The sequence below is a fragment of the Pseudomonas tritici genome (genome assembly GCF_014268275.3).
In the GTDB taxonomy this organism is placed as follows: domain Bacteria; phylum Pseudomonadota; class Gammaproteobacteria; order Pseudomonadales; family Pseudomonadaceae; genus Aquipseudomonas; species Aquipseudomonas tritici.
Window position 1 is genome coordinate 1,356,435 of record NZ_CP077084.1, and the last position, 22,047, is coordinate 1,378,481.

Annotated in this window: 21 protein-coding genes; 8 read left to right on the plus strand and 13 right to left on the minus strand. The window is 61.5% G+C overall.

Annotated elements, in window-relative coordinates:
- Positions 1-105 precede the first annotated feature (105 nt).
- From HU722_RS06000 to HU722_RS06015, 4 genes are read right to left on the minus strand one after another with little or no spacing between them, the layout of a single operon-like run.
- The gene (locus HU722_RS06000; RefSeq protein WP_065879593.1) at positions 106-1,470 is read right to left on the minus strand and encodes a heavy metal sensor histidine kinase; all 1,365 of its coding nucleotides are present in this window, start codon (positions 1,468-1,470) and stop codon (positions 106-108) included.
- Complete coding sequence (locus tag HU722_RS06005) at positions 1,460-2,137, minus strand: heavy metal response regulator transcription factor (protein WP_065879592.1); 678 nt, start codon at positions 2,135-2,137, stop codon at positions 1,460-1,462. Before HU722_RS06005 ends, HU722_RS06000 begins: the two co-directional genes overlap by 11 nt.
- A gap of 31 nt (positions 2,138-2,168) precedes the next feature.
- Complete coding sequence (locus tag HU722_RS06010) at positions 2,169-5,267, minus strand: multidrug efflux RND transporter permease subunit (protein WP_065879591.1); 3,099 nt, start codon at positions 5,265-5,267, stop codon at positions 2,169-2,171.
- The gene (locus HU722_RS06015) at positions 5,264-6,430 is read right to left on the minus strand and encodes an efflux RND transporter periplasmic adaptor subunit (RefSeq protein WP_065875037.1); all 1,167 of its coding nucleotides are present in this window, start codon (positions 6,428-6,430) and stop codon (positions 5,264-5,266) included. The genes HU722_RS06010 and HU722_RS06015 overlap by 4 nt, the downstream gene beginning before the upstream one ends.
- Positions 6,431-6,642: 212 nt before the next feature.
- Between HU722_RS06015 and HU722_RS06020 the strand changes: the two genes are divergently transcribed.
- A complete protein-coding gene (locus tag HU722_RS06020) occupies positions 6,643-6,876 on the plus strand; it encodes a hypothetical protein (RefSeq protein WP_065875036.1) in 234 nt (77 codons plus the stop codon).
- A 164-nt stretch (positions 6,877-7,040) separates the two neighbouring features.
- Positions 7,041-7,811 (plus strand): transporter substrate-binding domain-containing protein, encoded by a 771-nt coding sequence (locus HU722_RS06025; RefSeq protein WP_065875035.1) that lies wholly within the window; start codon positions 7,041-7,043, stop codon positions 7,809-7,811.
- A 125-nt stretch (positions 7,812-7,936) separates the two neighbouring features.
- Here HU722_RS06025 and HU722_RS06030 read toward each other — a convergent pair whose 3' ends face one another.
- The 5 genes from HU722_RS06030 to HU722_RS06050 all read right to left on the minus strand — a co-directional run bounded on the left by HU722_RS06030 (position 7,937) and on the right by HU722_RS06050 (position 12,440).
- Positions 7,937-8,680 (minus strand): YkgJ family cysteine cluster protein, encoded by a 744-nt coding sequence (locus HU722_RS06030; protein WP_065875034.1) that lies wholly within the window; start codon positions 8,678-8,680, stop codon positions 7,937-7,939.
- 108 nt (positions 8,681-8,788) lie between these two features.
- Positions 8,789-9,271, minus strand: coding sequence for a GNAT family N-acetyltransferase (locus HU722_RS06035; protein WP_065875033.1), 483 nt, complete (start codon positions 9,269-9,271; stop codon positions 8,789-8,791).
- Complete coding sequence (locus HU722_RS06040) at positions 9,268-10,170, minus strand: chemotaxis protein CheV (RefSeq protein ID WP_065875032.1); 903 nt, start codon at positions 10,168-10,170, stop codon at positions 9,268-9,270. Before HU722_RS06040 ends, HU722_RS06035 begins: the two co-directional genes overlap by 4 nt.
- Positions 10,171-10,283: 113 nt before the next feature.
- Positions 10,284-11,258, minus strand: a complete 975-nt coding sequence (locus HU722_RS06045) for a 2-hydroxyacid dehydrogenase (RefSeq protein ID WP_065875031.1) — start codon at positions 11,256-11,258, stop codon at positions 10,284-10,286.
- A gap of 213 nt (positions 11,259-11,471) precedes the next feature.
- Positions 11,472-12,440, minus strand: a complete 969-nt coding sequence (locus tag HU722_RS06050; protein ID WP_065879589.1) for a LysR family transcriptional regulator — start codon at positions 12,438-12,440, stop codon at positions 11,472-11,474.
- Between the two features lie 182 nt (positions 12,441-12,622).
- On the opposite strand from HU722_RS06050, the gene HU722_RS06055 reads away from it, so the two are divergent.
- The 4 genes from HU722_RS06055 to HU722_RS06070 are packed head-to-tail and all read left to right on the plus strand — an operon-like array spanning position 12,623 to position 17,383.
- Entirely contained in the window at positions 12,623-14,134 is a 1,512-nt protein-coding gene (locus tag HU722_RS06055; RefSeq protein WP_186752330.1) for an efflux transporter outer membrane subunit, read from the plus strand.
- Positions 14,135-14,144: 10 nt separating this feature from the next.
- Entirely contained in the window at positions 14,145-16,322 is a 2,178-nt protein-coding gene (locus tag HU722_RS06060; RefSeq protein WP_186752329.1) for an FUSC family protein, read from the plus strand.
- Positions 16,312-16,512, plus strand: a complete 201-nt coding sequence (locus tag HU722_RS06065) for a DUF1656 domain-containing protein (RefSeq protein ID WP_065875027.1) — start codon at positions 16,312-16,314, stop codon at positions 16,510-16,512. The genes HU722_RS06060 and HU722_RS06065 overlap by 11 nt, the downstream gene beginning before the upstream one ends.
- A 10-nt stretch (positions 16,513-16,522) precedes the next feature.
- Positions 16,523-17,383 carry an efflux RND transporter periplasmic adaptor subunit gene (locus tag HU722_RS06070; protein WP_065890506.1) on the plus strand — a complete coding sequence of 287 codons (861 nt, stop codon included), beginning with the start codon at positions 16,523-16,525 and terminating at the stop codon, positions 17,381-17,383.
- 105 nt (positions 17,384-17,488) lie between these two features.
- Here the strand turns inward: HU722_RS06070 and HU722_RS06075 are convergent, their stop codons facing one another.
- Both HU722_RS06075 and HU722_RS06080 read right to left on the minus strand, forming a co-directional pair.
- Entirely contained in the window at positions 17,489-17,890 is a 402-nt protein-coding gene (locus tag HU722_RS06075) for a hypothetical protein (protein ID WP_017526200.1), read from the minus strand.
- Complete coding sequence (locus tag HU722_RS06080) at positions 17,887-19,071, minus strand: MFS transporter (protein ID WP_065890504.1); 1,185 nt, start codon at positions 19,069-19,071, stop codon at positions 17,887-17,889. Before HU722_RS06080 ends, HU722_RS06075 begins: the two co-directional genes overlap by 4 nt.
- 111 nt (positions 19,072-19,182) lie before the next feature.
- On the opposite strand from HU722_RS06080, the gene HU722_RS06085 reads away from it, so the two are divergent.
- Entirely contained in the window at positions 19,183-20,040 is an 858-nt protein-coding gene (locus tag HU722_RS06085) for a LysR family transcriptional regulator (RefSeq protein WP_065875025.1), read from the plus strand.
- Here the strand turns inward: HU722_RS06085 and HU722_RS06090 are convergent.
- Entirely contained in the window at positions 20,037-20,849 is an 813-nt protein-coding gene (locus HU722_RS06090) for an SDR family oxidoreductase (protein WP_065875024.1), read from the minus strand. The two genes, HU722_RS06085 and HU722_RS06090, sit on opposite strands and share 4 nt — an antisense overlap.
- A gap of 14 nt (positions 20,850-20,863) precedes the next feature.
- Positions 20,864-21,328 (minus strand): multidrug transporter, encoded by a 465-nt coding sequence (locus HU722_RS06095; protein WP_065875023.1) that lies wholly within the window; start codon positions 21,326-21,328, stop codon positions 20,864-20,866.
- A gap of 180 nt (positions 21,329-21,508) precedes the next feature.
- On the opposite strand from HU722_RS06095, the gene HU722_RS06100 reads away from it, so the two are divergent.
- Positions 21,509-21,922 (plus strand): hypothetical protein, encoded by a 414-nt coding sequence (locus tag HU722_RS06100; protein ID WP_065875022.1) that lies wholly within the window; start codon positions 21,509-21,511, stop codon positions 21,920-21,922.
- The last annotated feature ends 125 nt before the right edge of the window (positions 21,923-22,047 follow it).

A 22,047-nucleotide genomic window follows, 5' to 3' on the forward strand; every position in this document is an offset into this window, starting at 1 on the left:
GGTACGATACAGAGTGTAACAAGATAAGGACTGTTGCCCAAACCGCAACAGTCGGACTGCCTGATCTTTCTGGTGTACATCGAACACACTGTGGGAGCGAGTTGGCTACACGGGAAGGGTGATGCCGAAGGTATTGCCGCCGTGCTCGCTGCGCACAAACACATCGCCGCCGTGCATCAGCGCAATCGCCTTGACGATGGCCAGGCCCAGTCCATGATTCGCGCCGCTGTTGCTGCGTGACGCATCCACCCGATAAAAGCGTTCGAACAGGCGCGGCAGATGTTCGCTGGCAATTTCATCGCCGGGGTTAGTTACGCCGATTGCCACCTGATGTTCGTGCACCTCGATGTTCACAACGATGATCTGCCCAGGCGCGGTGTGTTGCACAGCGTTGCTCAGCAAGTTGATCAGCGCACGGCGCAGGTGGGCTTTTTCGATCTGCACCGTGGCATCGCCACTTACCTGTACTTCGACCTGAGCGTCTTCGAGAATGAAGTCCAAGTAATCGAGGGTGGTTGCCACTTCATCGGCCAGGGAGCTTTCGATCAGCTTGGTGGCCTTGCTGCCCTGGTCGGCGCTGGCGAGGAAGAGCATGTCATTGATGATCGAGCGCAGGCGCTCCAGCTCTTCAAGGTTGGATTGCAGTACCTCGAAATAATGCTCGGCCGAACGCCCGCGGGTCAGCGCCACCTGGGTCTGGCCGATAAGGTTGGTCAATGGCGAACGCAGCTCGTGGGCTACATCGGCGTTGAACGACTCCAGGCGCGAATAGGCCTGCTCGACGCGGTCGAGAGTGGCGTTGAACGAGTTGACGAACTGGCTCAGCTCCGGCGGCAGTGGCGACAACTGCAGGCGCCCGGAGAGCTTAGGCGGGGCAAGTTTCTGTGCTTCATCCGACAGTTTGCCCAGCGGTTTGAGGCCGATGCGCGCTACCCAGAAGCCCAGCAGCGCGGCGAGCATGACACCCACAAAGGCCAGGCTCACCAGTGCCACCAGCAACTGGTGCTGGGTCGCGTGGAAGTTTTCTGTGTCGATGGCAATCATGAAGCGCAGCGGCGGGCGCTGGTCCTTGGCCGGGAACTGGCTCACCAGTGCCTTGAACGGGTGTTGATGGCCCGGTAGATGCAAATCGCGTTTGCCGGTGTGCCCATTGGCAAAAGCGCGGATCTGGGCATCGGGGTTGCCATACTCATAGGAGGGGACGTCGCTGACCACCCAGAAGCGGATACGCTTGTCTTCTTCACTGAGCAACTTGAGCTTGGCGGTAATCTTTGCCCAGTGATCGGGCGTCCCGAAGCGGCCCACCGACGACTCCAACACGCTGTAGCGTGCATCCAGTTCAGCCTCAGGCAACAAGCCCAGCCCCCGATCCACCTGCTGGTACAGCGCACCGCCGATCAGCAGGAAGATCACCAGCGCTACCAGGGTGAACATGCCGCTCAGGCGCAGGGCAATGGAGTTAGCTGACACTGCGACTCTCCAGCACATACCCCATGCCACGGATGGTGTGCAGCAGCTTGGTATCGAACGGCCCATCGAGTTTGGCCCGCAGGCGCTTGATCGCCACTTCCACGACGTTGGCGTCGCTGTCGAAATTGATGTCCCAGACCATTTCTGCAATCGCTGTCTTGGACAGGATCTCGCCCTGGCGCCGCGCCAATACGCTGAGCAGCGAGAACTCCTTGGCGGTCAGGTCCAGGCGCACGCCGTTACGGCTGGCCTTGCGGCTGATCAGGTCGATCCACAGGTCGGCAACGGTTACCTGCACCGGCTCATGACCACCGCTGCGGCGGGTCAAGGCTTGCAAACGTGCCACCAGCTCCAGGAAAGAGAACGGCTTGCCCAGGTAATCGTCAGCGCCTTCGCGCAGGCCACGAATGCGATCTTCCACGCGTTCGCGGGCGGTGAGCATGATCACCGGCGTTTGTTTGCGCGCACGCAGCGCACGCAATACACCAAAGCCATCGAGGCCGGGCAGCATCACGTCGAGCACAATCACCGCGTAGTCACTCTCCAACGCCAGGTGCAAACCCTCGACGCCTTCGCGGGCCACATCGACGGTGTAGCCCTGTTCTGTCAGGCCGCGATGCAGGTAGTCCGCGGTTTTTTCTTCGTCTTCAATAATCAGGACGCGCATGAGCCTTTTGCTCTAGGGCGGGGCCCCAGCCTCAATGTGTGGTCGCCAACGCAGGTGTTGGTTTGGGCCTGTGGAAAAACTTCTCAAGGTACAAGTATATGACCGGCGTGGTGAACAGCGTCAGCGCCTGGCTGACCAGCAGCCCGCCGACCACCGAGATGCCCAGCGGCTGGCGCAGCTCCGCACCGGCGCCATAGCCGAGCATCAGCGGCAGGGCGCCGAGCAGTGCGGCCAAGGACGTCATGATGATCGGCCGGAACCGTGTGATGCAGGCTTCGAAGATCGCATCCTGCGGTGACAGCCCACGCGTGCGCTGGGCGTCCAGGGCGAAATCGATCAGCAGGATACCGTTCTTCTTGACGATGCCGATCAATAGCACCAGGCCGATCAGCGCCATGATCGAGAAGTCCTGGCCCAACAGCCACAGCATGACCAGCGCACCCAGGCCTGCCGAGGGCAGCGTCGAGATGATCGTCAGCGGGTGCACGAAGCTCTCATACAGCACGCCGAGAATGATATAGACCGCCACCAATGCCGCAAGGATCAGCCACGGCTGGCTGGCCAGCGAACTCTGGAACGCCTGCGCCGCACCCTGGAAATTGCCGATGATCGAAGCCGGCATGCCGATCTCGTTTTTCGCCTGGTTGAGCAGAATCACCGCATCACCCAACGCAATACCGGGCGCCAGGTTGAACGACAGATTGGCGGCCGGGAACATGCCATCGTGGCTGATGGACAGTGGGCCAACTGTGGGCGCTTCGACGCGGGCCAATGCCGACAGCGGCACCATTTCATTGGTCAGCGGCGAACGCAGGTAGAAGTAATTCAGGCTTTCGGCCTTGCCGCGCTGTTGGGTGTCCAGTTCCAGTACCACTTGGTATTGGTTGATTTCGGTCTGGAACTCATTGACCTGGCGCTGGCCGAAGGCGTCATACAGCGCTTGATCGACGTCGGTGGCGGTGAGTCCGAACCGTGCGGCAGCGCGGCGATCGATGGTGATGTGGGTGATGCTGCCGCCCAGTTGCAGGTCATTGGAGATGTCGCGGAACGCCGGAATGGAACGCAGTTTTTCGGTCAGGCGTTGGGTCCAGGTGTTCAGCGTCGCGCCGTCGTTACTCTTGAGCACGTACTGATATTGACTACGACTTGGGCCGGAGCTGAGGTTGATGTCCTGGCCCGCGCGCAGGTACAACACGATGCCCGGCACCTTGGCCAGCTTGGGTCGGATGCGGTCGATGAATTGGCTGGCGGACACATCCCGATCACCTCGGGGTACGAGGGAAATCCAGAAGCGCCCGTTGGCGATGGTCTGGTTGCTACCGGTTACACCGACGGAGTGGGAGAACGCTCGCACAGCCGGGTCATCCTTCATGATTTGCGCCAGCGCCTTGTGCTTGGCGAGCATGTCCGGGTAAGACACGTCCGCCGCCGCCTCGCTGGTGCCGAGAATAAAACCGGTGTCCTGCACCGGAAAGAAACCCTTGGGGATAAACACATAGCCGACCACGGCCAGCGCCAGGGTCAGCATGAAGATGCCAGCCATGGTGCGCTGGTGGGCCAGGGCGCGACGCAAGCTTCTTTCGTAGGCTGCCAGCAGTCTTTCACCAAAGCCGGGTTTGTCATGCGCGCGGTGGTTTGGTGCATTCATGAACAATGCGGCCAGGGTCGGCGCCAGCGTCAGGGACACCACGACGGAAATCAGGATGGTCGACGTGGCGGTCAAGGCAAACTCCTTGAACAGCCTGCCGACTACGCCGCCCATGAACAGCAGCGGAATAAAGGCTGCCACCAGGGACACGCTGATAGACACCACGGTAAAGCCAATCTCACTGGACCCCTTGATCGCCGCCTCGCGCTTGTCCATGCCGGTCTCAAGATGGCGATGGATGTTCTCCACCACCACAATCGCATCGTCCACCACAAAGCCTACGGCCACCACGATGGCTACCAGGGTCAGGTTGTTCAGGCTGAAGCCCAGCACGTACATCAGGGCAAAACTCGCGATCAACGATACGCCCAGCACGCTGGAGACAATGATGGTCGCCGACCATTGGCGCAGGAAAATCGCCATCACCCCGACCACCAGCAATACGGCGATCAACAAGGTCATTTCCACTTCGTGCAGCGAGGCACGGATGGTGGTGGTACGGTCCATCAGCACGCTGACCTGCACCGATGCCGGCAGCATGGCTTCCAGTCGTGGTAATTCGGCCTGGATGCGCTCCACGGTCTCGACGATGTTGGCGCCGGGCTGGCGGGTAATTACCAGGTTAACGCCAGGCGTGTCGACGGCCCACGCCTGAACGTAGGCGTTTTCCGATCCGCTGACGACTTTGGCGACGTCGCGCAGTTGAACAGGGGCGCCATCCTTGTAGGAGACGATCAAGTCGCCGTATTCACCCGGGTGAAATAGCTGATCATTGGTTGCCAGGGTCGAGACGCTGTTCTTGCCGTACAGCGCCCCTTTGGCCAGGTTGAGGCTGGATTGCTGGATCGCCAGGCGGATGTCGGCCAAGGTCAGGCCGATGGCGGCGAGCTTATCGGGAGAAGCCTGCACGCGAATCGCCGGGCGCTGCTGGCCGGTGATGTTGATCTGGCCTACGCCGTCGATCTGGCTGATCTGGCGCGCCAACAAGGTTTCGACCAAATCACTCAGTTCAGTGCCGGGCATGTCGTGGGAGCTGACACTGACGATCAGAACCGGACTGTCCGCCGGGTTTACCTTACGCCAGGTCGGCAGACTCGGCATATCGCTCGGCAGTTTGCCGGCAGCGGTATTGATAGCTGCCTGCACTTCCTGCGCAGCGGTATCGATGCTTTTATCGAGGGTGAATTGCAGGGTCAGCAGAGTGGAGCCCAAGGCACTGCTGGAGGTCATCTGAGTCATGCCAGGAATTGCGCTGAATTGCACTTCCAGTGGGGTCGCAATCGACGATGCCATGGTGTCCGGGCTCGCGCCTGGTAACTGTGCGGTCACCTGAATGGTGGGAAACTCAGCCTCTGGCAGTGGGGCGATGGGTAATTTTGGAAAGGCAATCAGCCCGAGCAGCACCAGGGCGAATGTGAGCAGCAGGGTGGCGACCGGGCGGTCGATGCACCAGGCGGAAATCGAGCCCCGGGATGTCGTCATGGCTGCACCATGACGTCAGCGGTCTGGATCACTTGGGGTGGCTCTTTGAGGACCTCTATCTTGGCGCCCGCCTTGAGCCGCGACTGACCATCGCTGACCAGCACATCGCCCGCCTGGATGCCCTTGAGAATGTTGCGTTCACTGTCCTGATACACCACTTGCACCGGCACGATTTCTACCTTGTCACCGTTGACGCGGTACACGAAGTGCGAGTCCAGGCCGCGCTGCACCACGCTTGGCGGAACCGCCAGGGCGTTGCGGTCGAGGGCGGTCTGGATCTTGATCGTCACCAGTTGGCCCGGCCAGAGTTTCTGCATGCTGTTGCTGAATTCGGCCTTGGCGCGGAGGGTGCCGGTGGTACTGCTGATCTGGTTGTCGATCAGGCTCAGGCGGCCCTGGCCGAGCAGGTCGGCGTTTTCGCCTTCGGTATCGGCACCCAGGTAGGCGTCTACGCGGGCGGGATAAGCCGCTGCGATCAGGCCCTGCAATGTCGGTAACATCTGCTGGGGCAGGGAGAATTCGATGGCAATCGGGTCGATCTGGGTGACCGAGAACAGCCCTTGGGCATCGCTCATGCGCAGGAAGTTGCCTTCATCCACACTACGGATACCGACGCGGCCGGTGACGGGCGAGCGAATCTGCGTGTAAGACAGTTGCACCTGGGCCGCGTCGATGGCGGCCTGATTACCCTGTAACGTGGCTTTCAGCTGGTTGACCAGCGCCTGTTGCTGGTCGTAGGTCTGCTTGGAGATGCCATCATCAATGCTCAGTTCCTTGTAGCGCTTGAGGTTGACCTGCGCCACGTGCAGTTGCGCCTGGCTTTCGCCCAGTTGCGCCTTGGCCTGGTCGAGGCTGGCACGGATCGAGCGGTCATCGATGCTCGCCAGCAGGTCACCGGCCTTGACCAGTTGCCCCTCCTTGACCAGCAATCGAGTGAGGATGCCGTCGATTTGCGGGCGAATAACCACGCTGTGCAACGACAGCACCGAGCCGATTCCGGTCACGTAGCGCGGCAAGTCCTGCTCCACCACCTTCACGACCCTTACTGGCACGGCGGTGGAGGCAACCAGTTTGGGCTTGGCAGGTCGGGTCAGCGCCCAGGCCGCGACAGCCAGAATTGCGAGGACTCCCACGGTCAATACAGTTTTTCTTTTAATGTGCATGCTGTAAGGCGCCAAGGCAGGGGTTGAGGTAGGGGTGAGTATTTATAGCCTGCTGACCCAGTCAGTAAAGTGACCGCTATCTGACAGCCGCGTCAGTTAACTCCTGACCATTCGTACGACGCTGGTCAAAGATCTGAGTCGCGCAGGTATACTTCCTACCTATGTGATCCTTCACTTGGCCCACATCATCTTCTGCATGCCCCGGAGCTTTCATGAAATCCCCGACACACACACCTGTTGAAGCGGCCGACCTCGTCGATTCGGCCAACGCCGACGGCGTTGAAAAAGCCGAGATCCCGGCGTTCAAGTTTCCCTTCAAACCGGGTGAACTGGGTGGCAGCAAGAGTGACGCCCAGCCTTGGTACAAAAACGGTGCCAAGAACGGCCACACCAAGACCCCTGGCATGGCGCCGCCGGGTACTCGTCGTTCGATGGGTAAACGTTAGGAATAATCTGCAACACGCCTTGCAGGATGCAACCTACAGTGCCCGCTGAAATTTCCGCTTGTAGGCTCGCGATCGTTTCTTGAAAGCTTGCACCGCTTCTGTTCGGCCTCGACTTTTTACCGAGGCTGGATAGAGGGCGCTCTTTCCGGAAAAGGATGTTTCCTGTGGCCCTGATACAGCTCTGTGTAGCGCTTGCCCTGTTGCTCGCGGTGGATGCCGTTGCTGGCATTGATCAACCGCGACGCGAAATCCGCTTCGCCGTTGCCGCGCAATTCCCCCCCTTCCAGAGCCGTAACCCACAAGGACAGTTGGTCGGCCTGAATATCGAGCTGGGCAATGCTTTGTGCCAGCAGTTGAATGCGCGCTGCACCTGGGTCGACCAGGTGTTGGTCGAAAACTTCGAAGACCTTGATGCCCGCCAATTCGATGCAATCATGGGGATTGCGCCCACCCCCAAGCGACGGCGCTGGGTGAGCTTCAGCGATATCCTCTACCCCTTTACCACGCGCCTGGTCGCGCATCGAACCTCAGGCCTGATGCCAACGACGGCGTCGCTCAAGGGCAAGCGCGTTGGCGTATTGTTGGGCAGCAATCGCGAAGCCTTCGCCCGGTCGCAATGGGCGCGCAACGGGGTGATCATCAAGAGCTTCTGGCTCAACGACGAATTGGTGCGCAGCCTGGTGGCAGGTGATATTGACGCCACTCTGCAGGGCACCGTGGAAATCCGCAACGCCTTGCTCGACACGGTCGCAGGTGCGGATTTCGACTTCCTGGGCCCTGCGGTGTCTACCGAACTGCTGGGCGAGGGCGTGGCGATTGCACTGCGCAATACCGACACAGCGTTGCGTACGGAGCTTAATCGCGCCCTTGAACAACTTATGCACAACGGCGAGTATCAGCGGATTCTTGCGCCTTACCGGCTGGATGCACCGTGAGCGTCCACAGGCCCAGCATGCTGGCGTCGCGCTGGACGGTGCCAGCCAGCGCGTCACAAATCACGGCGCTTGTGGTGAAAGGACCATCACTATCGCGGGCTTGCCCGCGATGAGGCCGGAACAGTCTAAGCTGCCCGCAACGAAATAAACGCATAGTTGGCCGGCACCTCAGTCGCAACCCGCGCGCCGGCATCCAGCACCTGTTCGGCGATGTCCAGGCCCGACACATGGAACACCCACTCGCTGGCCACGGGTGGCTGATTCGCTGCGGACTCAAGCGCCTGGCCAAATGCGCCCATGTCCGGCAGGTAAGCGGTAAACCCATCCCCCTTGAGCGCCGTGGTCCGTATGCCCAGCAAGGCGCACACCGTTTCCTTGGTCTGCACGTCATCGCGATCGGCCTGACGTGAACGGCGGATCAACTCAGCCAGCTCCAGGTCCATCAACTCACCGCCTACGATCAGCGCAGGGCCCTGTTCCCAGGATTCCGGTGGGCAGTCCTTGGCGGCAGGGTTCAGCGGGATGTGCGGGTTGATCTCCATCGGGTAGATGCGGCACACCAATGGCCGGCGTTCGTAGATGCGGCACAGGTTGTCTTCGTCAAGATTCCGGCAGCGTCCGGCGTTGTAGGCAGCAAAGGTGATCGCCACAAACGCCTCGGTGTTGCCGCTGGGTACCACCACCGAACGGCGCTCGGCATGTTCGCGTTGCTGCTGGGGCAGGCCCAGGCCATTACCCAGGAACCCTTCCACCAGGACGATGACGTTACCGCCGTCCGCCGCCCACAGGCGGGCCTCGTCGAGTGTCAGGGGGACGTGATGGTCGGTGCAGCATTTACCGCAACCGACGCAGGAAAAGTGGGTGTTCATGGCAGATCTGTCACCAGGCTAGGTCAGAGGGCACGCAGGAACGGTGACGGGTTTTTACCTCTGTTCACCGTTCAGGCACTCTGGAAGCAAGTTATGCGCCAGCGAGTGTCAGTCGTCTGCGACCACATCCCGTAGGACAAATACCATGCCTGCGCTTTCATACAGTTGCCGGGCACGCAGGTTGCTCTCCAGCACCTTGAGGTCCACGTAGGGTTCGCCGCGCTGCTTGAATACCTGGAAGCTGTGCAGCAACAACGCACGGCCCACTCCCTGGCCCTGGGCGCAAGGGTGTACGCACAGGTTCTTGATAAAGGCGCTGGTCCAGCACTGCGCCACGCCGAGAATGCCCTCGCCGCTGCTGGCCACCAGGCACAGCGTGGGGTCGAACTCGGCATCGCTAGTGAATTGGCGCTGCCAGGTTTCCAGGTTGGGAACGCGGCCGCCGCCCTGGTCCTGGGTCATGCGCAACACCGCGTGAATCGCCGGGGCGAGGTCTGCGCGGTAATGATCCAACTGTGTATTGGCCGGCCACTGCGGTGCGGGCAGGCTGCCCCTCAGGTCGCGGCGCAGTAGTTGGAAATACTCGGTCACAGACTCTGTTGCGCCACGGTTTTGGCGGCCACTACCAGGCACTTGGTCAGCTCGGGCGAGGAAAACTTGGTCAGCACCGAGTTGGCCCCGGCCAGACGGGCTTTTTCGCTGTTCATCGCGCTGTCCAGGGAGGTGTGCAGCAACACATACAGGTGCTGGAAGTCCGGGGTTTCACGCAGGGTGCGGGTGAGGGCGTAACCGTCCATTTCGGACATCTCGATGTCCGACACCACCACATTGATCTGCTCGGCCGTGCCTTGCAGCTCCAGCAGCACATCGATGGCTTCCTTGGCACTGCGCGCAGTGTGGCAGGTGAGGCCGAGGTTGCGCAGGGTGTGCACCGATTGCTGCAGGGCGACCTGGCTGTCATCGACCACCAGGATCCGCGCATGGCCGAGTACTTCAGCTTCTTCCATGGTCAGGTCGGTAGGCGCCACTTCGATCGGAGCCGGCGCGATACCGTGGATGACTTTTTCGATATCCAGCACCTGCACCAGGCCGCCTTCCACCTGGGTGACTCCAGTGATGAACGCGCGGTTACCGCCGGAGCCATAGGGCGGCGGGCGGATGTCGGTGGTCAGGCAATGCACGATCTTGCTCACCGCCTGCACATGCAGACCCTGCTTGGAACGGCTCACATCAGTGACGATCAGGCAGCCGCCGTTGGGGTCTTCAAGGGGCATTTCGCCCAGGGCACGGCTCAGGTCGATCACTGCCAGCGAGGCACCGCGCAGGGTGGCGATGCCTTTGACGTGCGGGTGAGACTCCGGCAGCTTGGTCAGCGGCGGGCACGGAATGATTTCGCTGACTTTCAGCAGGTTGATGGCCATCAGCTTGCCGCTGCGCAAGGTAAAGAGCAGAAGCGAAAGTGAGTCTGCGCGGGCTTTGGTGGTGGACATAAAAACCTTCTGTGGATCAGGGAGGACGATCTATGGAAGGTTATCGACTTGGGGGAGCCAGGCTTTAACCGTATTTTGTGTGGTACATGCCCCGCTCCCACAGGGCATTTGTGTCAACCCTTCCAGACTTGCGGGTTCACCAGGTCCTGCGGACGTTGGCCCAGCAGGGCGCTGCGCAAATTGTCCAGGGCGCGGTTGGCCATGGCTTCACGGGTTTCATGGGTGGCCGAGCCAATATGCGGCAGGGTCACGGCATTGCTCAGCTGGAACAGCGGCGACTCGGCCAACGGCTCTTGCTCATACACATCCAGCCCGGCGCCACGGATGCGCTGGGTTTGCAGCGCTTCGATCAGCGCCGGCTCGTCGACCACCGGGCCTCGGGAGATATTGATCAGGATCGCGCTGGACTTCATCAACCCCAGCTCGCGGGTGCTGATCAGGTGGCGGGTCTTGTCGCTCAACGGCACCACCAGGCAGACGAAGTCCGCCTCGGCCAGCAGTTCATCCAGGCTGCGAAATTGTGCGCCCAGTTCCTGCTCCAGCGCCGGCTTGCGGCTGTTGCCGCTGTACAGGACCGGCATGTTGAAACCCAAGCGCCCACGCCGTGCCACGGCCGCGCCGATATTGCCCATGCCGACGATGCCCAGCGTCTTGCCATGCACATCGCAACCGAACAACGGCGCGCCCACGCTGGCTTTCCACTGGCCGGCTTTGGTCCAGGCGTCCAACTCGGCCACGCGGCGGGCGCTGCTCATCAGCAGGGCGAAGGCCAGGTCGGCGGTGCTTTCGGTGAGGACGTCGGGGGTATTGGTGAGCATGATCCCGCGCTCGTTGAAGTACGGCACGTCATAGTTGTCGTAGCCCACCGACACGCTGGACACCACTTCCAGGTTGCCCGCACCTTCCAACTGCTCGCGGCCCAGCTTGCGACCCACGCCGATCAGGCCGTGGGCGTGGGGCAGGGCTTCATTGAATTGAGCGTTGATATCGCCCAGCTTGGGGTTGGGCGCAATCACCTCGAAATCCTGTTGCAGGCGTTCGATCATTTCCGGGGTGACACGGCTGAAGGCGAGGACAGTCTTTTTCATTGCAGGCGGGCTCATCGACTACGGAAGAATGCCAAGCACGCTAACATTATTGAGTATTGTTGTGCGAATTGAGGGGGCTGTAGTGAGCGGGCTTGCCCCGCGCTGGGTGGCGAAGCCGCCCTAAAACCTAACACCTCGTTCTAACTGGAGAAATTTGGTGCTTGGGTTGGGGCGGCTTCGCCACCCAGCGCGGGGCAAGCCCGCTCACTACAATCAGTTCGCCATTCGCGCGCCGCTCAGGCTGCCACTCAACTCATACGTCACCAACTCCGCCTGGTGCGCTGCCAGAATTTCCGGCAGCGAGCCGCGCAGGTATTCCACCCAGGTTTTGATCTTCGCATCGAGGTATTGGCGCGACGGGTAGATGGCGTACAGGTTCAACTCCTGGGAGCGGTAATTGGGCATCACCCGCACCAGGGTGCCGTTGCGCAAGCCCTCGATGGCCGCATACACCGGCAGTAAGCCGATGCCCATGCCGCTGGTGATCGCGGTTTTCATCGCATCGGCCGAGTTCACCAGGAACGGCGAGGTGTTGATCGCCACGCTTTCCTGGCCTTCGGGGCCGTTGAAGGTCCACTTGTCCAGCTGGATCACCGGGCTGACCAGGCGCAGGCAGGCATGGTTGAGCAGGTCATGGGGGCGATGCGCGCAGCCCTTGGCCTTGACGTAATCCGGCGAGGCGCAGGCGATGCTGTAGGTGATGCCCAGGCGCTGCGACACGAAACCCGAGTCCGGCAGCTCGCTGGCGAGCACGATCGACACGTCATAGCCCTCGTCGAGCAAGTCCGGCACGCGGTTGGCCAGGGTCAGGTCGAAGGTCACGTCCGGGTGGGTACGGCGGTAGCGGGCGATGGCGTCAATCACGAAATGCTGGCCGATGCCAGTCATGGTGTGCACTTTCAGCTGCCCGGAAGGGCGCGCGTGGGCGTCGCTGGCTTCGGCCTCGGCTTCTTCGACGTAGGCCAGGATCTGCTCGCAGCGCAGCAAATAACGCTTTCCGGCTTCGGTCAGCGCAATGCGGCGGGTGGTGCGGTTGAGCAAGCGGGTTTGCAGATGGGCCTCAAGGTTGGAGACCGCGCGCGACACGTTGGCCGTGGTGGTATCCAGGTGCACGGCGGCGGCGGTGAAGCTGCCGGCTTCGGCCACGCAACTGAAGGCGCGCATGTTTTGCAAAGTGTCCATGGAGAGTTCTCAGGGGAGATGCCAAATTGTGACAGAAAGTTACGCCGTCCAGTGATCCCTACCAACGGATTATCGCTTGAACGGTAACAAAGATTCACAGGAATGCCAGCTTATCGTCCTCCATGCCGCCGCCTAGAATTGCGCCACCTCTCCCCGCACCCCCACCTCAGGAATTCGCAGCAGTGCCGCGTCGCATCAACAGAGAGTTGAAGGCTCTCAGTGTTTGGGCTTTATCGTTAGCAATCAGCGGCTGCATCGGAACCGGAGGAATCGCCCCCCAAGGCCAGTCCCTCAACGCCAACAACCTGGCCACCGACGAAGCGATCCAGAGTGCCGCCAAGGACGCTCATTGGCCCACCGCGCAATGGTGGCGGGCCTACGGCGACCCTCAACTCAACCGCTGGGTCGACCTCGCCACTCAAAACAACCCGAGCATGGCCATGGCCGCCGCACGCGTACGTGAAGCACGGGCGATGGCCGGCATTGCCGAGTCAGCCGAGTCGTTGCAGGTCAACAGTGACACCACCCTCAAGCGCCACAACTGGCCGAAGGATCAGTTCTACGGTCCCGGTGAATTGAGTGGCGCCAACACCTGGGACAACAATTCGTCCCTCGGCCTGAGCTATGCCCTCGATCTCTGGGGCCGCGAAAGCAATGCCTCCGAGCGTGCCGTCGACCTGGCGCATATGAGCGCCGCCGAAGCGCGCCAGGCCCAGCTCGAATTGCAGAACAACGTGGTGCGCGTTTATATCCAGCTGTCCTTGCATTACGCCAATCGCGATATCGTCGCGGCCACCCTGGCGCAACAGCAGCAGATTCTCGACCTGGCCAACAAACGCCTGAACGCCGGGATCGGCACGCACTTCGACGTCAGCCAGGCTGAAACCCCGCTGCCGGAAACCCACCGCCAACTTGACGCCCTGGACGAAGAAATTGCCCTGAGCCGTAACCAGCTGGCGGCGTTGGCGGGCAAAGGCCCGGGGGAGGGCGCGCGATTGCAACGCCCGACACTGTCTCTGGCCGCACCGCTGACATTACCCTCAAGCCTGCCCGCGCAATTGCTCGGTCAACGCCCGGATGTGGTCGCCAGCCGCTGGCAAGTTGCCGCCCAGGCGCGTGGCATCGATGTGGCCCACGCCGGCTTTTATCCCAACGTGGACCTGGTCGGCAGCCTCGGCTACGTGGCCAACGGCGGCGGCATGCTGGCGTTCCTGGCGGGCAAGAAATTCAACTACAACGTTGGCCCGGCGATCACCTTGCCGATCTTCGACGGCGGTCGCTTGCGTGCGCAACTGGGTGAGGCCAGTGCCGGATATGACATCGCGGTGGCGCGCTATAACCAAACCCTAGTGAATGCGCTCAAAGGCATCAGCGATCAATTGATCCGCCGTGAATCGATGGATAAGCAATCCTCTTTCGCCGCGCAATCGGTGGCCTCGGCGCAAAAGACCTACGACATCGCGATGATCGCCTACCAGCGCGGCCTCACCGACTACCTCAATGTGCTCAACGCCCAGACCTTGCTGTTCCGCCAGCAGCAGATCGAGCAACACGTACAGGCCGCACGCCTGACCACCCACGCCGAACTGGTGACCGCTCTTGGCGGCGGCATCAAAGCCGGCGACGACGTACCGCCAGATACCAAGATCCTCCCGAGCAAGACCCCGGCGGCGCTCGCCGTGTTTGATCACTGAGTAGGATGTGATGACCCCCTTGCCTGCACCGCTGCGCTGGCTGCATTCCCTTGAGTGGCGCCGTGGTTTTTTCGACTGGGCACGCAGCGACGGCGTGACCTGGGTGTATATCTTCAAGGTGCTGATCGCCGCGTTCCTCACGCTGTGGTTGGCCATGCGCCTGGAGCTGCCGCAACCGCGCACGGCAATGATCACCGTGTTTATCGTGATGCAACCGCAGAGCGGCCAGGTGTTTGCCAAGAGTTTCTACCGCTTCCTTGGCACCCTGACGGGGTCGGCGGTGATGGTGTTGTTGATTGCCCTGTTTGCGCAGAATACCGAACTGTTCCTCGGCGCGTTGGCGATCTGGGTCGGCGTCTGCACCGCCGGTGCGACGCGCAACCGTAACTTTCGCGCCTACGGGTTTGTACTGGCCGGCTACACGGCGGCGATGGTCGGCTTGCCGGCCCTGGCCCACCCGGACGGCGCCTTTATGGCGGCGGTGTGGCGCGTGCTGGAAATCTCCCTGGGGATATTGTGTTCCACGCTGGTCAGCGCGGCGATCCTGCCGCAAACCAGCAGCGCCGCCATGCGCAACGCCTTGTACCAACGTTTTGGCGTGTTCGCGCTGTTTGTCACCGACGGCCTGCGCGGGCGCAGTAAACGGGACGGTTTCGAGGCCAGCAACGTCCGGTTTATCGCCGAAGCGATCGGCCTGGAAGGGCTGCGCAGCCTCACCGTGTTTGAAGACCCGCACATGCGCCGGCGCAACGGTCGGCTGAGCCGCCTCAACAGCGAATTCATGAGCATCACCACGCGGTTCAACGCCTTGCACCAGTTGCTTGAACGCCTGCGAACCGATGACGCCGATCATGTGGTCGCCGCCATCAAACCCGGCCTGCAGGACCTTGCCGAAGTGCTCGATGGCTTCTCCGGTCGCGCGCTCACCAGCCCTGACGCAGCGCGCCTGGTGGCTCATCTGAGCGCCTACAAGGACGGCCTGCCGGCCAAGGTCCGCAGCCTGCGCGCGACCTTCCAGGAACAGAGCCCCAGCGAAGCCGAACAGCTGGATTTCCATACCGCCTACGAGCTGCTTTACCGCTTTGTCGATGACCTGCACAACTACGCGCAAACCCACGCCTCCCTCGCGGATCACAGCCATGCGCGCGAGCAGTGGGACGAAACCTTCATACCGAAAACCAACTGGCTGGCCTGCGCCGCCTCAGGGATTCGTGCGTCATTCATCTTGATCGTGCTCGGCAGCTATTGGGTTGCCACCGCCTGGCCCAGCGGCGCCACCATGACCCTGATCGCCGCCGCCACCGTCGGCTTGTCCGCCGCCACACCGAACCCCAAGCGCATGGCATTCCAGATGGCGTGCGGCACCTTGATCGGCGCGCTGGTGGGTTTTGTCGAAATGTTCTTCGTATTTCCCTTGATCGACGGCTTCCCGCTGCTCTGCGTGATGCTCGCCCCGGTGATCATCTTTGGGGCCTTCCTCGCTTCACGCCCGCAATACGCGGGTGTGGGCGTGGGCCTGCTGATCTTCTTCAGCACCGGCTCGGTGCCGGACAACCTCACGGTCTACAACCCCTACACCTTTATCAACGACTACATCGCCATGGTCATCGGCATGCTGGTGTGCGCGGCGGCGGGGGCGATCATCCTGCCGCCCAACAGCCGCTGGCTGTGGCGCCGCCTGGAGCAGGACCTGCGCGAGCAAGTGGTGTACGCGATCAGCGGCAAGCTCAAGGGCCTGGCCTCGAGTTTCGAAAGCCGCACCCGCGACCTGCTACACCAGGCCTACGGCCTCGCCGTCGGCCAGCCACACGTGCAGCGCGACCTGCTGCGCTGGATGTTCGTGGTGCTGGAAGTCGGCCACGCGATCATCGAGTTGCGTAAGGAACAGGCGATTTTGCCGGTGCACCCGGCGTACGCCGAATCCCAGCCCTGGCGCCAGGCGATCCGCGTGATGGGCCGCTCGCTGGTGCGCTTGTTCCTGCAACCCAGCGCGAGCAACCTGGAGCGTGGCCTGATCGCTGTGGACCACGCGATCAGCCGCGTGCACGCCACCGACGAACCCTTCGCCCCGCACTTCGATACCTCGGCGCTGCGGCGGGTGAAAAGCTACCTGCATTTTATCCGCACCTCATTGCTGGACCCGCAATCGCCGCTCGCTGCCCTCAAAGGATCCCCGAATGCCCCGTGAAATCGCCTTCCACGGCGTGTACATGCCGACCATCACCCTGATGTTCCTCATCGCGGCCGTGCTGGCCTGGGCGCTGGATCGCTTCCTGGCCGGGTTCGACCTGTACCGTTTTTTCTGGCACCCGGCGTTGCTGCGCCTGAGCCTGTTCGTTTGCCTGTTTGGCGCCCTGGCGCTGACCGTCTACCGTTGAGAATGCCCCGATGAAAAAGTTTTTCAGCCTGCTCGCGACCTTGCTGGTACTGGCCTTGGCGATCTGGATTGGCCGCACGCTGTGGGTGCATTACATGGAGACCCCGTGGACCCGCGACGGCCGCGTGCGTGCGGACATCATCAACGTGGCGGCTGACGTTACGGGTGAAGTGGTCGACGTGCCGGTGCGTGACAACCAGTTGGTGAAAAAGGGCGACTTGCTGATGCAGATCGACCCCGAGCACTACCGCATCGCAGTCAAGCAGGCGCAATCGTTGGTGGCTTCGCGCAAGGCCACTTGGGAAATGCGCAAGGTCAACGCCCACCGCCGCGCCGACCTCGATGCGCTGGTGATCTCCAAGGAAAACCGCGAAGACGCCAGCAACATCGCCGATTCGGCCTTGGCAGATTACCAGCACGCTCTGGCGCAATTGGAAGCGGCCGAACTCAACCTGAAACGCACTCAAGTCGTCGCGGCGGTCGATGGTTATGTCACCAACCTGAATGTGCATCGCGGCGACTACGCGCGCATCGGCGAAGCCAAGATGGCCGTTGTCGATATGAACTCGTTCTGGGTTTACGGGTTCTTCGAAGAAACCAAACTGCCTCACGTCAAGGTCGGTGATAAAGCCGATATGCAATTGATGAGCGGCGAGACCCTCAAGGGGCACGTAGAAAGCATCTCGCGCGGCATCTATGACCGTGACAACCCCGAAAGCCGCGAGCTGATCGCCGATGTGAACCCAACGTTCAACTGGGTGCGTTTGGCGCAGCGGGTCCCAGTGCGCATTCATATCGATGAAGTGCCGGAGGGGGTGTTGTTGGCGGCGGGGATTACTTGCACGGTGATTGTTGATCAAGCACGCAACTAAAATGTGGGAGCGGGCTTGCTCGCGAATACGGTGTGACAGTCACCTAATCCATCGACTGACCCAACGCCTACGCGAGCAAGCCCGCTCCCACATTTATCGACCCTGTCAGGCTTTGATAAAGGTCTCATGCAGGTGACGCCACAACAGCGCGCCACTGGCCTGCTTCTCGAACACCACCGTGGCGCGGCGGTCCGTCTGCGTGCCGCTGTCATCCACCTGATGTTCACGATAAGTCACCGTGGCGCCACGCGCATGCCGGTCAATCCCGGTCATCTCGCTCAACGTGATCTTCAACCCCGGACGCATGCCGCCCAAACGCGTGAACAGGGCGTTGACCCCGGCGGTATTGACCCGTGTGCCGGTCGCCGGGGCAACCATGCTGAATTCCGGAGAGAAGCGCGCGAGCAAGTTCTGCAAGGTGCCCTCTGGCGCAACCCCGGCAAACCATTGCTCGATCTCGACGTGGGTCTGGATCACTTCTTCAAAAAAGTCGCTGTAATCAATCATCGGTGAGGCTCGCTGGCAGGGTGGAGCAATGCGCGCACTCGGGACGTGTCCAGGCGCAGCACTGCAAAAAGAGGCAGCAGGGTCAGGGCTGCTGCCATCGTGAAGGTAATGGCGAAAGAATCCAAGGCCGACAACAATCCACTCAGCAGCGCGGCGCCCAGGCAGAAGCTCACTTGCCGATTGATGTTCCACAAGGCGCTGGCGTGGCCCATGCGTTCGGCGGGGATATCGAGAAAAGCCAGGGTTTGCGCGGTGCTGCTGCACAGGCTGCCGCCCAAACCCATCAACAGATAGGCCGGGATAATCAGCGCAGGCTCGTTCAGCAACAGAATGCCGATGCATTGCAGCGCCATGCCCGCCAGCAACAATGGCTTCGGCCCGCAACGGTTGAAGAGCTTTTTGCTGAGGTAAATTGCGACTGCCGAGGCCAGCGCCCAGGGCAGCATCAGCGCACCGGTGTGCGTGGCGTCATAGCCGAGGCCGCGCAGGTAGAGGATGGCGATCAGGCTGGTGCCGATAAAGACGCCGGGAATGCACAGATAGATCAGCATGGCGACCCGCAACATCGGGCTGCCGATCTGTTTGAAAATACTGCTCACGTCCAGGCCCGGCCTTACAGTTGTGGGCGCGTCGGGTTTTATCCACAGCAGGGCCAGCAGCAGTGTGATCAGCGCCAGCGGCAGGTTGGCGTAGAAGATCCAGCGCCATGACAGGCTGTCGACAATCAAACCGCCCAACGCTGGGGACAACGCGGGCACCAACAACGCCACTGACATCACCCGCGCCGTCAGTTGGCTGCGCTCAGCGGCAGGGAAGTGCCGGTAAGCCATGGCCTGCCCAACGGGAATCAGCAGGCCACCGCCCAGCCCTTGCAGGCCGCGCCAGCCGATCAGCGTTTCAATCGAACTCGCCTGGCCCACCATCACCGAGGCTCCGGCGAACAACAGCAGGCTGGCGGCGATCAAGGCTCTTTCTCCCATCATCGCGGCCAGCCAGACGCTGAGCGGAATGATCACCGTCAGGCCGAGCATGTAGGCGTTGCTGATCCACGCCAGTTGCGTGACCGAGGCCTGCAGGTCGCGGGCGATATCCGGGTAGGCGACCGTGGCGACAAACATATTCACCAGGTCCAGGGCGAAGCCCAGCAAAAAGATCCAGGCGACTTTCGAGCGGTAGGTCATGGGCGCAATCCTGCGAATGAAGCGGGCAGGGTAGGAGGGATGCAGTGTTTGGTATACGTCGGTTTGCCTGTTAGTTTGTCAAAAATATTTTGACAAAGGAGCGCGCTGCCGATGGTCAGCCTGGACCGATTCGACACCTTCAAGGCCGTGGTCGAGGCCGGCTCGCTGACGGCTGCGGCTGATTTGCTGGGGCAGACCCGCGCCGTGGTCAGCTTCAACCTCAAACGCCTGGAAGCCGAGTTGGGCGTGACCCTGTTGACCCGCAACACCCGCCAATTGGCGCTGACCGATGCCGGCGAACGCTTCTACCTGCGCTGTACGCGTATGCTCGAAGAGGCGCGGCTGGCGGTGGAAGAGGCGCGCTCGGAGCATGCCCAGCTCAAAGGTTCGTTGCGCATTACCACCACCGTGGAATACGCGTTGGCCGTGGTCGTTCCGGCTATCGAAGCTTTCCGCCGCTTGCATCCGGACTTGAATATTCACTTATCCACCTCCTCGACCCATGCAGATTTGATCTCCGAGCGTTTTGACGTGGCGATCCGCCTGGGACGTTTGCTGGATTCCAACCTGCGCGCGGTGCAGTTGTCGACGTTCGAGGTGTTTGCCGTGGCGGCGCCAGCGTTAGCAGGGGTGAGTACCCTGGATGAATTGGAGCAGATGCCCAGGTTGGGCCATGGGCGGCTGACCGAATTGACGGTGACCGACTCGGCGGGCGTCGAGCATCAATACTGCACGGGCCACACCACCCTCGTGGCTGACAGCGCCGCAGTCCTGCAAGCCTTCGCCGTGCGCGGGCATGGCGTGGCGGTGTTGCCCCAATGGCTGGTCAAAGACGATCTGGACGCCGGCAGGTTGGTGCGCCTGTTGCCGGACCATCGCTTCGCCCCGCAAGGGGTCTACGCACTGTATCCGGACACTCGGCATTTGCCGCTGAAGGTGCGGGCGTTTATTGATTTCATGAAGGGCTAAAGCGAGCCGGCGAGCCCGAAGCGCTTCTTGAGTACCTTCTCCAGCAACGCCTTGGGCAGTAACGCCGCCATCAACGGCAATGCCCGGCTGCCATTGCCCGAGCGCAGCAGGCGTGGCGGTAGATCTTGTTGCACAGCCTTCAGCACATCCGCCGCAAACACGCTGGCCGGTGTGGGTTTGTCCTGGGAGGCCTGGCTGCGCGCACGGATGCCGTCGCGCAACGGCCACCAAGGGGATTGCTCATTGATCAACAACTCGGCCTGGGCCCCGGCGTTTTTCGCGAAGTGGGTGTTGATGGCGCCGGGTTGCACTTCCATCACGCGCACGCCAAACGGCGCCAGTTCCATGCGCAGTGCATCGCTCAAGGCATGTACGGCGGCTTTTGACGCGCAGTAGGCGCCGGCAAACGGCGTGACCAGCACACCGGAAACACTGCCGATATTCACCACCAGGCCTTTACTGCGCCGCAGGGCCGGAAACAACGCTTGGGTCACACCCACGATAGAGAACACGTTGGTCTCGAATTGGCGCTGCATGGCTTCGGTGCCGCCGTCGAGTAAAGGACCCATGGCGCCATAACCGGCGTTGTTGACCAGCACATCCAATTCGCCCAATTGTTCGGCCAGGCGCTGCAAGGCGGCGCTGTCGTTGACGTCCAGTTCGACGGCATTAAACCCGGCGGCGGAAAGGGCGGCGACGTCTTCCGGGCGGCGGGCGCTGGCCCACACCGTGTAGCCGGCGGTTTTGAAGGCGTCCGCCAGGGCACGGCCGATGCCGCTTGAACATCCGGTGATGAGTACGTTGGGCATGGGTCAGTCCTTTGTCAGTCCGAGAAACTGCCTTGCAGGTGCTCGGCACGAAATTCGAGGGTTTGCGGGCGGTAGCCGGCGCGTAGAGGCGGTGTGGGCAGGCAATCGTCCCAGGTGGCGCCGGCCTGCAACTCACCCGGTCCGCGATAGCGCGGGGCGGCGTAGACATTGTCGGCGAGGTTGACCGTGTCGCCCGGCGCATAGGCGGCGACGCGCCACCGCAGCTCGGTGAGGGGCACGTCGTTGCCGTTGTTCAGGGTCAGTTTGAGCGGCCGGTCGGCCGGGCATTTTGCGGCGGCATAGGTGATGCGCAGTTCCAGTCGGGCTAATTGAGAGGCTTCGCGGTTGTCCAGCCATACCACCCAAACGGCGACCAGACCCAGGCCAACGGCGGCGGCCAGCGACACCGGCAAGGCCTTGGCCGGATAGCGCAGCAACAGGATCAACCAGGTGATGATCAATAGGACGCCGAAGAACATGATGACAACCTCATAAGCAGATAAAACATCCTACCTGCGGGGTGGCCTCGGTGCCTATCGCGGGTAGCGGTTTTCGTTTACAGGGAACCTGATAACTCATTTTCTCCACAGAGCCAGCATAGGGAAATGCCAACTACCCAGGAGGGTTATCAACCGCAGTCTGATTAAGTGAGAAAAACTATGATTGCAGCAGCCCTTCTTGCGCCGGCCGTCACCTCCGCCCTGGCGTCGGCGGTGACCTCTCTCATCACGGCTCAGCGAGCACCAGCGCCGAATACGGCTGGAGCGTCCAGGCAAACGAACGAAGAGCCGGGTTCACGCCCGTCTGGTCGTATGCAGAATCAGAAGCTTACAAACTTGGGGCAAACCTTGCTGCAAGCGCCTTCAGCAGATCTGCGCAACAGCGGTATGAACGCCAGGCACGCCAAGGGATTTGGTATTGCCATGGGCGGCATGGCAACCCAGGAGGCTGGGCAAACACTGGTCACCAGCGGTGGGACGTTGTCCAAAGTCCTCGGCGCCGCGATGATCGTGGGAGGCAAGGTTGCCCAAGAGTATGGTGCCGACACATTCGATCGCGCCAGTCGTAGGTAACGGCAATCAAAACCCAGGATTGCGTCTGTTCAGCAGCCGCAAAGCACGACCTGGGTGTGTGGGCATTTCCTTTGATACGGGAACCGGTTTCGAGCTTTTTCCCACAGAGTTTGAGCACGGAGTTG

Coding starts and splice junctions, on each gene's coding strand:
- HU722_RS06030 (WP_065875034.1), bottom strand. CDS start 8,680: ATGAACACCCACTTTTCCTGCGTCGGTTGCGGTAAATGCTGCACCGAC.
- HU722_RS06090 (WP_065875024.1), bottom strand. CDS start 20,849: ATGCCCAACGTACTCATCACCGGATGTTCAAGCGGCATCGGCCGTGCC.
- HU722_RS06020 (WP_065875036.1), top strand. CDS start 6,643: ATGAAATCCCCGACACACACACCTGTTGAAGCGGCCGACCTCGTCGAT.
- HU722_RS06060 (WP_186752329.1), top strand. CDS start 14,145: ATGACCCCCTTGCCTGCACCGCTGCGCTGGCTGCATTCCCTTGAGTGG.
- HU722_RS06070 (WP_065890506.1), top strand. CDS start 16,523: ATGAAAAAGTTTTTCAGCCTGCTCGCGACCTTGCTGGTACTGGCCTTG.
- HU722_RS06050 (WP_065879589.1), bottom strand. CDS start 12,440: ATGGACACTTTGCAAAACATGCGCGCCTTCAGTTGCGTGGCCGAAGCC.
- HU722_RS06065 (WP_065875027.1), top strand. CDS start 16,312: ATGCCCCGTGAAATCGCCTTCCACGGCGTGTACATGCCGACCATCACC.
- HU722_RS06085 (WP_065875025.1), top strand. CDS start 19,183: ATGGTCAGCCTGGACCGATTCGACACCTTCAAGGCCGTGGTCGAGGCC.
- HU722_RS06075 (WP_017526200.1), bottom strand. CDS start 17,890: ATGATTGATTACAGCGACTTTTTTGAAGAAGTGATCCAGACCCACGTC.
- HU722_RS06040 (WP_065875032.1), bottom strand. CDS start 10,170: ATGTCCACCACCAAAGCCCGCGCAGACTCACTTTCGCTTCTGCTCTTT.
- HU722_RS06080 (WP_065890504.1), bottom strand. CDS start 19,071: ATGACCTACCGCTCGAAAGTCGCCTGGATCTTTTTGCTGGGCTTCGCC.
- HU722_RS06095 (WP_065875023.1), bottom strand. CDS start 21,328: ATGTTCTTCGGCGTCCTATTGATCATCACCTGGTTGATCCTGTTGCTG.
- HU722_RS06015 (WP_065875037.1), bottom strand. CDS start 6,430: ATGCACATTAAAAGAAAAACTGTATTGACCGTGGGAGTCCTCGCAATT.
- HU722_RS06100 (WP_065875022.1), top strand. CDS start 21,509: ATGATTGCAGCAGCCCTTCTTGCGCCGGCCGTCACCTCCGCCCTGGCG.
- HU722_RS06005 (WP_065879592.1), bottom strand. CDS start 2,137: ATGCGCGTCCTGATTATTGAAGACGAAGAAAAAACCGCGGACTACCTG.
- HU722_RS06010 (WP_065879591.1), bottom strand. CDS start 5,267: ATGACGACATCCCGGGGCTCGATTTCCGCCTGGTGCATCGACCGCCCG.
- HU722_RS06045 (WP_065875031.1), bottom strand. CDS start 11,258: ATGAAAAAGACTGTCCTCGCCTTCAGCCGTGTCACCCCGGAAATGATC.